Annotated in this window: 13 protein-coding genes; 10 read left to right on the forward strand and 3 right to left on the reverse strand. The window is 69.7% G+C overall.

Annotated elements, in window-relative coordinates; all coding sequences use genetic code 11:
• Positions 1 to 35: 35 nt before the first annotated feature.
• Complete coding sequence (locus tag KOI35_RS09640; protein WP_215785746.1) at positions 36 to 635, reverse strand: MauE/DoxX family redox-associated membrane protein; 600 nt, start codon at positions 633 to 635, stop codon at positions 36 to 38.
• Between the two features lie 121 nt (positions 636 to 756).
• Here KOI35_RS09640 and KOI35_RS09645 point away from each other — a divergent pair, with 121 nt between their 5' ends.
• Positions 757 to 1182 carry a MarR family winged helix-turn-helix transcriptional regulator gene (locus KOI35_RS09645; RefSeq protein WP_215785747.1) on the forward strand — a complete coding sequence of 142 codons (426 nt, stop codon included), beginning with the start codon at positions 757 to 759 and terminating at the stop codon, positions 1180 to 1182.
• On the opposite strand, the gene KOI35_RS09650 is transcribed toward KOI35_RS09645, so the two are convergent.
• Both KOI35_RS09650 and KOI35_RS09655 read right to left on the reverse strand, forming a co-directional pair.
• Positions 1139 to 2497, reverse strand: coding sequence for an SGNH/GDSL hydrolase family protein (locus tag KOI35_RS09650; protein WP_215785748.1), 1359 nt, complete (start codon positions 2495 to 2497; stop codon positions 1139 to 1141). The genes KOI35_RS09645 and KOI35_RS09650 overlap by 44 nt on opposite strands.
• A 75-nt stretch (positions 2498 to 2572) precedes the next feature.
• Positions 2573 to 3529 carry a zinc metalloprotease gene (locus KOI35_RS09655; protein WP_215785749.1) on the reverse strand — a complete coding sequence of 319 codons (957 nt, stop codon included), beginning with the start codon at positions 3527 to 3529 and terminating at the stop codon, positions 2573 to 2575.
• A gap of 380 nt (positions 3530 to 3909) precedes the next feature.
• Here KOI35_RS09655 and KOI35_RS09660 point away from each other — a divergent pair, with 380 nt between their 5' ends.
• From KOI35_RS09660 to KOI35_RS48830, 9 genes are read left to right on the forward strand one after another with little or no spacing between them, the layout of a single operon-like run.
• Positions 3910 to 4707 carry a GntR family transcriptional regulator gene (locus KOI35_RS09660; RefSeq protein WP_215785750.1) on the forward strand — a complete coding sequence of 266 codons (798 nt, stop codon included), beginning with the start codon at positions 3910 to 3912 and terminating at the stop codon, positions 4705 to 4707.
• Positions 4704 to 5615: an eIF2B alpha/beta/delta subunit family protein gene (locus KOI35_RS09665; RefSeq protein ID WP_215785751.1), complete on the forward strand. Its 912-nt coding sequence runs from the start codon at positions 4704 to 4706 to the stop codon at positions 5613 to 5615. The genes KOI35_RS09660 and KOI35_RS09665 overlap by 4 nt, the downstream gene beginning before the upstream one ends.
• A complete protein-coding gene (locus KOI35_RS09670; protein ID WP_215785752.1) occupies positions 5612 to 6619 on the forward strand; it encodes an ADP-ribosylglycohydrolase family protein in 1008 nt (335 codons plus the stop codon). The genes KOI35_RS09665 and KOI35_RS09670 overlap by 4 nt, the downstream gene beginning before the upstream one ends.
• Before the next feature lie 54 nt (positions 6620 to 6673).
• Positions 6674 to 7684, forward strand: coding sequence for a BMP family ABC transporter substrate-binding protein (locus KOI35_RS09675; RefSeq protein ID WP_215785753.1), 1011 nt, complete (start codon positions 6674 to 6676; stop codon positions 7682 to 7684).
• A gap of 55 nt (positions 7685 to 7739) precedes the next feature.
• Positions 7740 to 9302 carry an ABC transporter ATP-binding protein gene (locus tag KOI35_RS09680; RefSeq protein ID WP_215785754.1) on the forward strand — a complete coding sequence of 521 codons (1563 nt, stop codon included), beginning with the start codon at positions 7740 to 7742 and terminating at the stop codon, positions 9300 to 9302.
• Positions 9299 to 10336 (forward strand): ABC transporter permease, encoded by a 1038-nt coding sequence (locus KOI35_RS09685; RefSeq protein ID WP_215785755.1) that lies wholly within the window; start codon positions 9299 to 9301, stop codon positions 10334 to 10336. The genes KOI35_RS09680 and KOI35_RS09685 overlap by 4 nt, the downstream gene beginning before the upstream one ends.
• Positions 10326 to 11255 carry an ABC transporter permease gene (locus KOI35_RS09690; protein ID WP_215785756.1) on the forward strand — a complete coding sequence of 310 codons (930 nt, stop codon included), beginning with the start codon at positions 10326 to 10328 and terminating at the stop codon, positions 11253 to 11255. The genes KOI35_RS09685 and KOI35_RS09690 overlap by 11 nt, the downstream gene beginning before the upstream one ends.
• Positions 11252 to 12085 carry an AIR synthase related protein gene (locus KOI35_RS09695; protein WP_215785757.1) on the forward strand — a complete coding sequence of 278 codons (834 nt, stop codon included), beginning with the start codon at positions 11252 to 11254 and terminating at the stop codon, positions 12083 to 12085. Before KOI35_RS09690 ends, KOI35_RS09695 begins: the two co-directional genes overlap by 4 nt.
• Positions 12082 to 13044 carry an isopenicillin N synthase family dioxygenase gene (locus tag KOI35_RS48830; RefSeq protein WP_215785758.1) on the forward strand — a complete coding sequence of 321 codons (963 nt, stop codon included), beginning with the start codon at positions 12082 to 12084 and terminating at the stop codon, positions 13042 to 13044. The genes KOI35_RS09695 and KOI35_RS48830 overlap by 4 nt, the downstream gene beginning before the upstream one ends.
• Positions 13045 to 13053 lie beyond the last annotated feature (9 nt).

Raw genomic sequence — 13053 nt, forward strand, 5'->3', positions numbered from 1 at the left:
CGTCACCGCCATCCTTGCCGCAAGCGGCTGCCCGATCACCCATCTGTCGTCATGACGACTGCGCTCCCGGGGCGATCGGCCTTGACGGATGCGCCGGCCGAGACCAGCAGCGCGCCCCCGATCTGCAACGGCAGCGCGAAGTGTGCCACCTCGTCGGATCCGAAGGCGACCCCCATCGCCACCAGATACACCGTGAGCAGGACAGCCGCCGCGATACCGGCCCAGCGTCGCCGCCATCCGGAGAGCAGCCAGACGGCCAGCCCGATCTCGCCCACGGTCGCCGAGACCGCCGCCGTCCCGACCAGAGAATCAGGGACGAAGGGCAAAAGCGTTCCCGTGTACGCGGTGAAGGCGTCCCACGATCGCCAAGCCGTCCCCACCGCACCCGGCCACCCGAGCCGGTCGGCGACCGCACCGGCGAAGTCCAGGGCCAGCAGCACCGCCACCACCGTGACGAACGCGCGCCGCCGGATGACGGCCGCCTCGTCCCGGGCCCGCGAGCCCACCGGCAGAGCGGCCAGCAGCAGGATCGCCGCGATCGACAGCCACGTGACGACGCCGGGCCGGGCGCGCCCGAGCATGACAATCTGGAATACCGCGCCGGCCACTACCAGGATCAGTCCGGAACGCCGCATCGCTGCCACCGCCTTAGCGTGTTGGTAAGGTGCCTTACCAACACGCTAAGGGGAGCACGACGAAATGGTCAAGCGCCTTACTAACCCGTTTCTCGGCGCCCCGACGCCTCTCGGATCGTTGATGACCGCGGCCGGGCAGCGGCTGGCGGCCGAGCTCGACGCGGCCCTGAGCGCGGCCGGGTTCCCCGATCTGCGCTCGGCCCACGCGCCGGTCTTCATGGCCATCGACCCCGAGGGCACCCGGGTGACCGAACTGGCCCGGCGCACCCGGATGACCAAACAGGCGGTGGGGGAGCTGATCCGGTATCTGGCCGGCTGCGGCTACGTGACCGTCGCCGCCGACCCCGAGGACGGCCGGGCCCGGCGCGTCAGCCTCACCGAGAGCGGCTGGCGCGCCATCGACACCGGCGAACAGGTGATCGGCGGCTTCGACCGCTGGCTGGCCGACGCCGTCGGCGCCGACGAGGTCGCTCACCTGCGCCAGGTGCTCGACCGGATCATTGCTACCGACCCGGCTGACCGGCGTGAGCCGCCGTCCACCGCCTGATCTGGTTCACGTCGATCGTGCCGCCCATCGCCAGGAAGCCGGCCCGGTTCGGGTGCAGGTGGTCACCCGCGCCGCCGACGCTGCTGTTGGTGTCGTACGCGGGAAGCAGGTGACCCGGATTCGCCGGATCCTCGGTGACGGCCGAGAAGTCGGCCACCCCGTCGAACTGCCCGCTTGTCCGGATGAAATCGTTGACCGCGCGGCGCTTGGCGTCGGTCTCGGGCGTGCCGTAGAGACCGAACGCGGTGCCGCCCGACGGTGTCAGTGTGGCGCCGATGATCTTGATGCCTCGAGCTTGGACGCGACGGATGATCTCCTGGTAGCCGGCGATCACCTGCGCCGCCGTGGCGTTGCCGCCGCCCAGGTCGTTGATGCCCTCGAGCAGGATCACGACCCGTACGGACGGCCGGCTGAGCACGTCGCGGTCGAGTCGGTCGAGCGCGGGCGGCCCGTCGCACGGCGTGCAGCCACCCGGCGTACGGCCGATGCGGGTCACCATGTTGCCGCCGATGGCCTGGGTGACCACCGCCGTGTTGCCGCCGAGCCGGCGTTGCAGCACGTCGGGCCAGCGGTCACTGCCGTTGACGGTGGCGAAGAAGCCGTCGGTGATCGAGTCGCCGAACGCCACCACCACCGGACGGCTCTGCGCCTGCACCTCGGAGACGAAGAACCACGAGGTGGTCGAGTGCGGGAACGCGGCATCGGTCACGTCGGCGGTGTGATCACCCGCGTGCTGGCCGGACAGATAGGACGTGGTGAACGCGGCCGCATGCCATGTCATCGGTCCGCTCGCCCCGGACACGTACAGACTGATCGCAAGCCTCTCGACGGCCGACAGCCGGACCGCCACCGGGTCGCTGAGCACGGTCTTCCCGGCCGGCACGGTGACCGACCGCCGACCGTCGAAGGTGAGCGCGCGGTTCGTGCCGGGAGAAACCAGAGCGCCGATCAACTGCTTTCCCGCGTACGCCCGGGCGAAGGTCACCGGCTTGGTCCCGTACTCGTTGGTCAGCCTGATGCGCCACGATGAACCCTCGACACCCGGGTGCACCATCATGCGCAGGGTCTGGTCGTTGGCCTGGTTGTCCGGGAAGGCCCCGGTGAGCAGGGGCGCGGTGTTGCCCGGCCCGGCCGGACCGACCGGGCCGGGTTGCCCGACCGAGTATCCGACCGGGTAGACGCCCTGCGCCGACCCGGCCCAGGCGCCGGCCCAGGCCCGCTGTCCGGTGGTTGGCTGAGCCACGGCCGCCGCTGGTGCGAGCAGCACCAGGGTGGCGGTGGCAACGATGGCTCGACTGATCCGGGTAACGCGCATGTCACTGCCTCGTTTCACGGCGCGGATCGATATCTATCGATAGCCATCGTTACCACCACGGCGTACGGGAAGCAATCAGACGTTGCGATAGGCCAGCCAGACCAGGGCCATCCGGACGCTCTGGCCCAAGGTGAAGCGGTCGAGACACGGGTCGTCGCCGTAGCTCATGAAGTTGTGCACCGGGTCCTTGCCGGGCGCCGGACAGGTGTCGTCGGCCTCGTTGCACTCGAAGATGTTGTCGCCGTCGGCCTGGTACGGGGTGTCGAACACCTGGTCGCCCGGAGCGGTGCAGCCGTTCTCGAAGGTGTGGTAGAGCCCCAGCCAGTGCCCGACCTCGTGGGTCAGGGTGTCGCCCTCGTTGTACGGGGCCGCCGCGCCACCGGGCAGACTGTCGTTGAGGATCACGACGCCGTCCTGGATCAGGGTCGCCTCGTTCGGGAAGTACGCGTAGCCGAGCAGGCCGTCCTCGAGCCCGGTGATATAGATGTTGAGGTCGTCGTAGCCACCCTTGTGCAGCGCGGCCTTGGCCTCCTGGTCGTCGGCCGGGTCGACGTCCGGGTCGGCCCAGGCGAACCAGTCGTCGTTGGCCGTGTAGTCGATCGACTTGGTGGCGAACCGGAAGATCGTCGGAGCGTCCTGCCGGGCCGTCTTCCCGCCGTAGCCGTCGTTGAGCACCTTGATCTGATCGGCGATCTGCTTCCTGGTCACGCCGCCGGTGCCGTCGGCCTTGGTGATCACGTGCACCCGCACGTCGATGGTGACCTTGCCTCGGTGGATCTTCGATCCCCAGTTCAGGCCCTTCGACCGGAGCTTGGCGGTCATCTGCTTCTCGGCCTTGTCGGCCTCGCTGCGGGTCAGGTCGTTCGGGTCGGACCCGTCCCGGCCGGTGCGGACGCGGTCGGCCGACACGTCGGTGCATTCCGCGACCGAGTGCACGCCCGGCGCCGCCGAAGCCGCCCCGGCCGCCGGCACCGCGAGCAGCGCGGTTCCGAGAAGGCCGGCCGCGACCAGGCTGAGGGAAGTTCGTTGCATGGATCCTCCTGGCTCAGTCGAGCTGATGTCCGATCAGAGCGCTCGGAGAGAGCCGGGAGACGTGGCCTCGGTCGGAGATCCCGCGCCCGGCCAAGGTCAGCGCACAAGGTATCAGAGACGCTGTGAGCGGACCGTCCCTGGAACGTAAAGGCTCCGCATAGACGGACGACACCATCCAAGAGGACGAATATGCCCACCCGCTCAGCGGAGGCTGCGCCGCATCCGAAGACTGTCGGCGTCTGTCGATCACGCTGCCCCGGTCGCCGTTCGGGCTGGTCAGTGAAACGTGGCGGCCACGTGCGGGGGCTGAATGTAACGACAAGGTAAACAGCTCGGCGCGGGTCTAGATCATAAGAAAATAAACTCATAATCTTTCGCGCATGACCTCGTCAGGCTCGCTGCGACCGCGCGGACTGCCCCTGTGGGAGCAGATCCGGACCCTCGTGCACGAGGAGATCCGCTCCGGCAAGTACCAGCCGGGCGACCAGATGCCGACCGAGAAGGAGTACGCCGACCGGTTCTCCGTGTCGGTCGCCCCGGTCCGGGCCGCGCTGGCCGACCTGACCAGCGCCGGCCTGATCGAGCGCCGCTCCGGCAAGGGCACCTTCGTCAGCGCCCGCACGGTCAACCACGAGATCAGCCTGCTGCGCAGCACCACCGACGCGCTCCGGGCGTCCGACGTCGCGTTCACCGTCGACGTCACCGCCTGCGGACCGGTCAAGGCCGACGCTGAGGTCGCCGAGCAACTCGGCCTCGGCCCCCGCGAGCGCGCCTTCCACCTGCGCCGCACGGTCGGGATCGGCGGTCAGGGCGCCGTCATCCTCGAGACCTGGCTGCCGCGCGACGTCGGCGACAAGCTGCCCGGGGCCGACTTCTTCGCCGGCGGCGGCTCGCTCTATCGCGCGCTCGGCGAGCACGACATCCACCTGCGCACTGCCGAGGGCACTCTGCAGGTCGTCCGGGCCGACGACGAGCAGGCGCAGCTGCTCGGAATCGACTTCGGGGCGCCCCTGCTGGCCTTGCGCTCGTTCGCGGCCGACGAGTCCGGCCGGATCGTCGAGGTCGCCCGCGCCACCTACGACTCGAATCGCTTCACCATGCGGTTGCAGATCCCTGCCACCGCCGCCACGGTGGACCGCCCGACGGCCGCCGCACCCGACCGGAAAGGCAACTCATGACCGAGCTCGAGGACCTCACCCGAGCCGTGGCCGACAACACGGTTCCCGGCGGGAGCCTGTACGGCCGGACGGTCGCGCGCATCATCGAGCTCACCCTCGAGCCGCTGCGTGACGCCGAGCCCGACGTGGCCCGGGCCGAGCTGGAGAACGTCTGCGCCTGGGCGGCCCGCACCAAGCCGTCCATGACCAGCGTCCGCAACGTCGTCGACCTCGCGCTGGCTACTGCGGCCGGCACCGACGGCTCGGCCCGTTCGGTCGTCGAGTCGGTGTCCGAGACCATGCGTATCTTCGTCACGCGTTCCGAGAAGGCGGTCGAGGCACTCGCCGACGGCATCAGCGAGATCGTGAAGCCGGGTGCCCGCGTGCTCTACCACTCGAACTCGGGCTCGCTGCGCAGCGTCATGCGCCGGGTGGTCGACACGATCCCCGAGGTCTCGATCAATGTGACCGAGTCACGCCCGTACCGGGAATCCCGGGGTCTCATCGAGGGAATCGCGGAGTCGGGCGTACCGGTGACGCTCTTCTCGGACGCCGCCATGGCCGTCGCCGTCAGCAAGTCGGACATCGTGCTCGTGGGCGCCGACGCCGTGCTCTCCGACGGCACACTGGTCAACAAGACAGGCACGCTCCCGCTCGCACTCGCCTGCAAATTCCAGGGCGTTCCCCTGTACGGCGTCACGGAGCTGTTCAAGGTCTTCGACGGCGACCCGGGTGAGGTGGCCATGGAGCTGCGCCCAGCCGGCGAGATGAGCGCCGGATGGGACCTCGTGGACAGCGGGCGGGTCGCCGTCTGGAACCAGTTCTTCGAGCCGACCCCGCCCGAGCTCGTCACCGCCTACCTGACCGAGACCGGGCTGGTGGCGCCGGAGAGCATGCTGGCGGCCTACCGAGACAGCGTCCGGCCATGACCATGGACCGGGTGCTCGGCGGGCTGGCCGGGGCGGTGATCGGGGACGCGTTCGGCGCGGCCACCGAGAACTGCTCCCGCGAGTTCCTGACCGAGCGCGGCATCTGGGTCGAGACGTTCACCGAGCCGGCCGAGGGCGCCTACGCCCACGGCCGCCCGGTCGGCGCCTTCACCGACGACTCGTCGCAGACGCTGATGCTCGCCGAACTGCTGGTCGAGCAGCGGGGCGAGCTGCGCACGAGCGACATGGTCCGGATGCTGCTGGCCTGGTCCGCGAACGAGGAACTGGCCGGGCGGTTCACCGGCCCGTCGACCAGGGCGGCGCTGCAGCGCATCGCCGGCGGCGAGGACCCGGCGGTCGTCGGCCGCGGCGACTCGCACCACCGCACCGGCGAGACCAACGGGGCCGCGATGAAGGCGGCCCCGGCCGGGTGGGTGCACCCGGGCGACCCGGAGGGCGCGGTGCGGATGGCGCAGACCATCGCCCGGGCCAGCCACAACACGACGTGCGGGATGGCCGGGGCGTGTGCGATCGCCGCCGCCGTCGCGCAGGCGTCCGTGACGGACGACTTCGACACCGTGGTCGAGGCCGCCCGCTACGGCGCCGAAGCCGGCGAACGGGCCGGTCGCTCGGGCGGCCGGGATGCCGGCGGCCCTAGCCTGGCGCGACGGATCGAATGGGCCGTGGGCCTGGCCGACCCGGAGCGCCGGATCACGGAAGTGGTCGACGACGTGGCGTATCTGGTCGGCACCGGCATGGCCGCGGTCGAGTCGGTACCCGCGGCGATCGCCTTCGCCGCCTACGGACAGGGCGATCTGCGCACGACAGTCATCGCGGCGACCAACGCCGGAAGCGACTCGGACACGGTCGCCTCGATGGCGGGGGCGATTGCCGGAACGTTTGCAGGACGTCCCGGCATCGACGCCTCCTGGCTCCAGCTCGTCAGCGAGGTCAACAAATTGGACCTTGCGAATCTCGCTGATGAATTGTCCCGCCTTTCGTAAAAGGCAGTAACCACACGGGGATCCAGGAATTCGTATCTTCGGAGGGACTTTAGCATGCGCATAAACGGATCGAGGGCCGCCGTTGCGAGCCTCGCGACGGCCGCGCTGCTGGCGCTCAGCGCCTGTGGCGGCGAATCTTTGAACACCTCGGCGAGCAGCGCGGACAGCAGCGCCGCGGCCGGTGGCAAGAGCGTCCTGATCAGCAGCCAGCCCGAGGGGGACGCGTTCGGCGACCTCGTCTTCTCGGGCCTGCAGAAGCTCAATGGCGAGACCGGCATCGAGGTCAAGCAGATCGCCGGCGTGCAGCCGAGCGCGTACGAGCAGCAGGTGCGGGCGGCCGTGCAGCAGGGCTACAACCCGGTCGTGGTGCTGTGGGACGACCTGGCCAACGTGGTCACCAGCCTGGCCCCGAGCTTCCCCGACACCAACTTCATGATCGTCGACTCGTACATCGACCCCAAGCTGGCCAACGTCGAGACCGTCGTCATCGACCCGACCCAGGCCGCCTACCTGGCCGGCATCTACGCGGGCAACGCCACCAAGACCGGCACGATCGGCTTCGTCGGCGGCGCCGAGCAGCCGGTCATCGAGAAGTACCGCTGCGGCTACCTGGCCGGGGCCGAGGCCGCCAAGCCCGGCGTGAAGCTGCTGACCAGTTACTCGGGCAGCTTCACCGACCCGACCAAGGGCCAGCAGGTGGCCAACTCGCAGATCAGCCAGGGCGCCGACGTGCTGATGCACGCGGCCAACAAGAGCGGCCTGGGCGTGCTCCAGGCGGCCGCCGCGGCCAAGAAGACCGGCATCGGCGTCGACTTCTGGCAGGGCGACGTCGCCGCGGGCTCGGTGCCGTGGTCGGCGCTCAAGGACGCGGGCACCGGCACCTACACCGCGGCCAAGAACGCCACCAGCGGCAACTTCAAGTCCGGCATCTTCACCTGGGGAGCCCAGGAGGGTGCCGAACTGTTCGACCAGCGCGACCTGGACGGCCTCCCGGCCGACCTCAAGCCCAAGATGCAGACCGCCATCGACGACCTGAAGGCCGGGAAGATCACCCTCAACTGCTGACCCAGAGACCGGCGCCCGCCCCGCGCGGGCGCCGGCCTCGACCCAGGGAGACGCGATGCCAGATCAGCAGTCCCCGGCCGTGAGCTACGTCGAACTGGCCGGCATCTCCAAGAGCTTCGGCGACGTGCGCGCCCTGGACGACGTGACCGTGACCGCGCCCCAGGGCCGGGTGACCGCGATCGTGGGCGAGAACGGCGCCGGCAAGAGCACCCTGATGAAGGTGCTGTCCGGGGTCGTGACGCCCGACCGGGGCACGGTTCGGATCGGCGGGGTGGAACGCCACTTCCGCACCACCCGGGACGCGACCCTGGCCGGGGTCGGCATGGTCTATCAGGAGACCGCCCTCGTCGCCGCGATGAGCGTGTGGGAGAACGTGGTGCTCGGCTGGGAGCCGGGTCAGCGCGGGATCCTGCGCCGCAAACACGCCCGCCGTACGGTCGGCGAGCTGGCCGAGCGCTATTCGCTGCCGGTGCCGCTGGACGCCCACGCGGGCGACCTCCCGGTGAGCATCCAGCAGCAGGTCGAGATCCTGAAAGTGCTCTACCGCAACGCCGACGTCGTGATCCTGGACGAGCCGACCAGCGTGCTCACCCCGCAGGAGCGCGAGGGTCTGTTCGCCGCGATGCTCAACCTGCAGGCCGAGGGCAAGACGCTGCTTTTCATCAGCCACAAGCTGGACGAGGTGCTCGCCTCGGCCCACCACGTCACGGTGATGCGGCACGGGCGGATCGTCTCGAGCCAGCGCAACGACGAGCTCGACCGGCGCGGCCTGGCCCGTAGCATCGTCGGCCGCGACATCGCGCCGATCGATCTGGGCACCCGTCCCGAACGCGGGGCGACCGTGCTCAGCGTCCAGCACGTCGAGCTCGGTGCGCTGCACGAGGGACCGGGCATCCGCGAGGCCTCGTTCGAGGTGGCCCGGGGCGAGGTGGTCGGCGTGGCCGGGGTTTCCGGCTCCGGCCAGCACGAGCTGCTGCAGGTCATCAGCGGGCTCGTGGCCCCGGATGCGGGAACCGTGGTGCTCGACGGGCGTACGCGCAAAGAAGTTGACTCTGCCTCTGATCCCGCGGCCACGCTGCCCGCACTGCGCAAGGCCGGCATGAGCCACATCCCGGCCGACCGCAACGCCGTCGGGACGCTGCGCCGCCGCCCGCTGTGGTTCTCGGCGCTGGTCGGCCGGCTCGACGACCCGGAATACTGCCGACGCGGGGTGATCCGCCGCCCGGCCGCCCGCGCGCTGGCCGAGCGCATCATCCGCGAGGGCGGCGTCAAGGCCTCCGGGCCGGATGCGCTGCCCGAATCGCTGTCCGGCGGCAACCTGCAGAAGTTCATCGTGCAGCGCGAGCTCCTCAGCGACCCGGTGCTGCTCGTGGCCGAGGAACCCACCCACGGCATCGACATCGGCGCCGCCCGCGACCTGCGCCAGAAACTGCGCGACGTGGCCGCCGACGGGGGAGCGGTGCTGCTCGCCTCGACCGACCTGGACGAGCTGCTCGAGACGTGCGACCGCATCATCGTGGTCTTCGACGGCCGGATCGTGCTCGACGCCGACCGCCAGGACTGCACCGAGGAGAGCCTGGGCGCCGCCTTGACCGGTCTGTCGGCGGTGCCGGCATGAGCCGTGTCCTGAGATATGTCGCCGCGGCGGCCATCGGCCTGTTCGTCGCCTCGCTCATCCTGTCGCTGCAGGGGTACTCGGCCGGCGCCTTCCTCGAGGTGCTGCGAATGGCGACGATCGGTTCCCCGTACGCGTTCCTGGACGTGCTCCGCTGGACAACGCCGCTACTCCTGTCCGGCCTGGCCTTCCTCATCGCCGCCCGGGTCGGCTACTTCAACCTGGGCGTCGAGGGCCAGATCTACGTCGGCAGCCTGTTCTCCGCGCTGATCAGCCATCTGCTCCCGCTGCCGCCGGTGCTCGCGATCCTCGCCGGCATCGTGGCCGGGATCGCCGGTGGCGTGCTGTGGGCGCTGCCCTGCGCCTGGCTGGCCAAGCGGTGGGGCGTCAACGAGGTCGTCACCACGCTGATGCTCAACTACGTGGCCGTGCTGCTGTGCACCTTCTTCGTGAAGCAGTTCTTCCTGGCCAAGGTGGCCGGCGGCGGCACCATCCAGACCATCACCACCGACAAGATCGAGGCCAACGCCGAACTGCCGGTGTTCACCCCGTTCAGCGGCCTCAATCTGGGCCTGCTGCTGGCGCTGATCGTGGCCGCCGTGGCGGCGTTCGTGCTCATGCGCACCCGTACGGGCTACGAACTCAGCGCCGTCGGCGAAGGACCGAGATTCTCGCAGTTCTCCGGAATCCCCGTACACAAACGCCGTTTCCAGGCTTTCCTGGTCTCGGGGGCGGTGGCCGGACTAGCCGGGGCCATCGAGACGCAGGGCGTCCTGCACTCCTTCATCGCCGGATCGCTCGACAACATGGGGTTCAACGGGATGCTGGTCAGCCTGGTGGCGATGAACAACCCGATCGGGCTGGCCGCGTCCGCGTTCTTCTTCGGCATTCTGCAGAACAGCCAGCTCGTCATCTCGCAGGCGACCACCGTGTCGAGCTACCTCGTCACGGTCGTCTCGGCCCTGTTCATCCTGGCCTTCGCGGCCAACCCGACCCGCTTCCTCGTCGACACCTGGAGGGCGCGCCGTGAACGGTGAGTTCGCCTCGATCGGGGCCCTGCTGCTGTTCGTCGTCGTGGCCGGCTTCCAATCGGCCACGCCCATCATGTTCGCCGCGACCGGAGGCTCGTTCTCGGCCCAGGTCAACGTCTTCAACGTGGCGCTCGAGGCGCTGCTGCTGGGCAGCGCGTTCGCCGCGTTCCTGGTGGCCGACGCGACCACGAGTGTCTGGCTCGGGCTGCTGGCCGCGATGCTGACCGGCACGCTGCTGGCCGCGCTGTTCGCCTTCCTCACCGTCACCCTCGGCGCCAACGAGATCGTCATCGGTTTCGCCATGAACATCGCCGTCGTCGGCCTGACCGCGGTGCTGCTGACCACGATCTTCGACAGCCCCGGCTCCTACCTGTCGGCCACAGCCGGCAAGTTCCCGATGCTCTACTCCGACATCGGCTGGCTGGCCGTGCTGGCCGTCGCGCTGGTGCTGCTGGGTCACCTGCACACCTTTCACACCCGGGCCGGGCTGCGGATGCGGGCGATCGGCCAGGACCCGGCGGCGGCGCTCGCGGCGGGCCTGCGGGTCAACTCCTACAAATACCGCGCGGTGCTGATGAGCGGCCTGCTGTGCGGCATCGGCGGCGCGGTGCTGCCGCTCTCCGGCCTCCAGCTGTTCAGCGTCGGCATGACCGCGGGCATCGGCTTCATCGCCATCGCGGCGGTCATCCTGGCCGACGGGCGGCCGCTGCTGGCCGGGGCCGCGGCGTTGTTCTTCGGCTTCACCTCGGCCATCGGGATCGCACTGCAGACCTATGGGTTCCCCAACGAGCTGGTTCTTTCCCTCCCGTACGTCGCCACGGTCGTCGCCTTGTTCGTGAAGGCTTACGTGACGCGCCGGCGAGCGGCCGCCGCCAAGGCCGCCCAACGCGAGCGGGGACAGGCCCGGATCCTGGTGAACGCATGAGCGGGGGACTCGAGGCGCTTGCCCGTGGCGAGCGCACGATCGGCGATGTGGTCGGCCGGGTTCGGGATCTGACGATCGTCGACAACGGCAGCACGACGATCGTCATCGCCTGCGACTCCAACGCGTCGATCGGGGTCAAGCCCATGGACGCGCTGCAGCAGGATCCGCAGGAGACCGGGTACAGCGCCGCCAAGGTGCCGCTCATGGAGGTGCTGGCGACCGGAGCGACCCCGTTTCTGCTCGTCGACAATCTTTGTTGCGAGCTGGAGCCGTACGGGAAAGAGCTCTTGATCGGGGTTCAGGCGGCGGCCGACCGCACGGGACTGCCGATCGCCATCACCGGCAGCGACGAGACGAACATGCCCACCGTGCAGACGGGCATCGGCGTCACGGTGATGGGTGTCGTCGTCCGCGCGGGGCTACGGTGCGGTTCGGCGCGTGACGGCGACCTGGTTTTCGCCGTCGGATTGCCGCGCGACGGCCGCGAAGTGCCGTTCGTCGACGGAACGGCCGGCATCGCGAGCCCGGCCGACATCATCGTCGCGCGCGATTCCCCGTACGCCTCCGAGGTGTTGCCGGTCGGCAGCCGCGGAATCGCCTACGAGGCCGGGGAGCTCGCCCGCGTCGCCGGCCTCACCTTCGCCTCTTCTGACAGTGACGTCTCGCTGACTCGATCGGCCGGGCCGTCCACCTGCTTCCTCGTCGCCGCCTCGGCGGAGTTCGGCCCGTGGATGGCCTCACGCACCGAGTGCGCTGTCGCCGTCGTCGGCCGCCTTTCTCTGCGTGGTCCGGCGGGCGGCGCCCTCCCTCCCGGAAAGGACCCCTCGTGACCCAGCTCGAGATTCCCGTCGTCGACATCTCCCGCGACCCACTTACCGTCGGCCGCGAGATCGACGAGACCCTGCGCACGGTCGGCTTCTTCCAGATCGTCGAGCACGGCGTCGACCCGGACGTCATGGACCGCTGCTGGAAGCTCACCCGCGCCTTCTTCGATCTGCCCGACGCCGACAAGCTCGAGATCGAACGGCAAACCGGTTCCTCGTACGGCTACTTCCCGATCGCCACCGAATCGCTGGCCCAGTCGCTGGGCGGCATGGGCGCGGGCGACCTCAAGGAATCGCTCAACGCCCTGGCGAGTCCGGCGCTGCGGCACACGCCGGTGGACGACGTCGAGCGGGAGCTGTTCACCCCGCCCCGCTGGCCGTCGGCCCTTCCCGGACTGAAGGGCGCCTGGGGGGCGTACGGGAGGGAAATGAATGTCCTGGCCGAGCGGCTGATGTCGATCTTCGCGCTCGGGCTGGGACTGGACGCCACCTTCTTCGCCGACAAGATCGACCAGGCGCCGCAGGCGTTGCGGGCCATCAACTATCCCGAGCAGGCCGCGCCGCCGGCCGACGGGCAGCTGCGCGCGGGTGCCCACACCGACTACGGCACGCTGACGATCCTGCGCCAGGAGATGGGCCGCGGCGGTCTCGAAGTGCACGACTCCCGCACGGATTCGTGGATCCCGGTGCCCGCGGTCGACGGTGCGTTCGTCATCAACATCGGCGACCTGATGGCACAGTGGACGAACGATCGCTGGACCTCGACCCTGCACCGGGTCGTCAACCCGGACGCCGGATCCACGGTGTCCACCCGCCGGCAGAGCATGCCGTTCTTCCACAACGCCAACTATTCACAGCTCGTCGAATGCTTGCCGACGTGCCTCGGTTCCGGTGCTCGCTACGAGCCCGTTCTGGCCGGGCCGCACCTCTCGGGCAAGTCTCGCAAGAGCGTGGTTACCGCTTAGGGAAAGGGA

It is taken from the genome of Paractinoplanes bogorensis (genome assembly GCF_018829635.1).
GTDB lineage: Bacteria > Actinomycetota > Actinomycetes > Mycobacteriales > Micromonosporaceae > Actinoplanes > Actinoplanes bogorensis.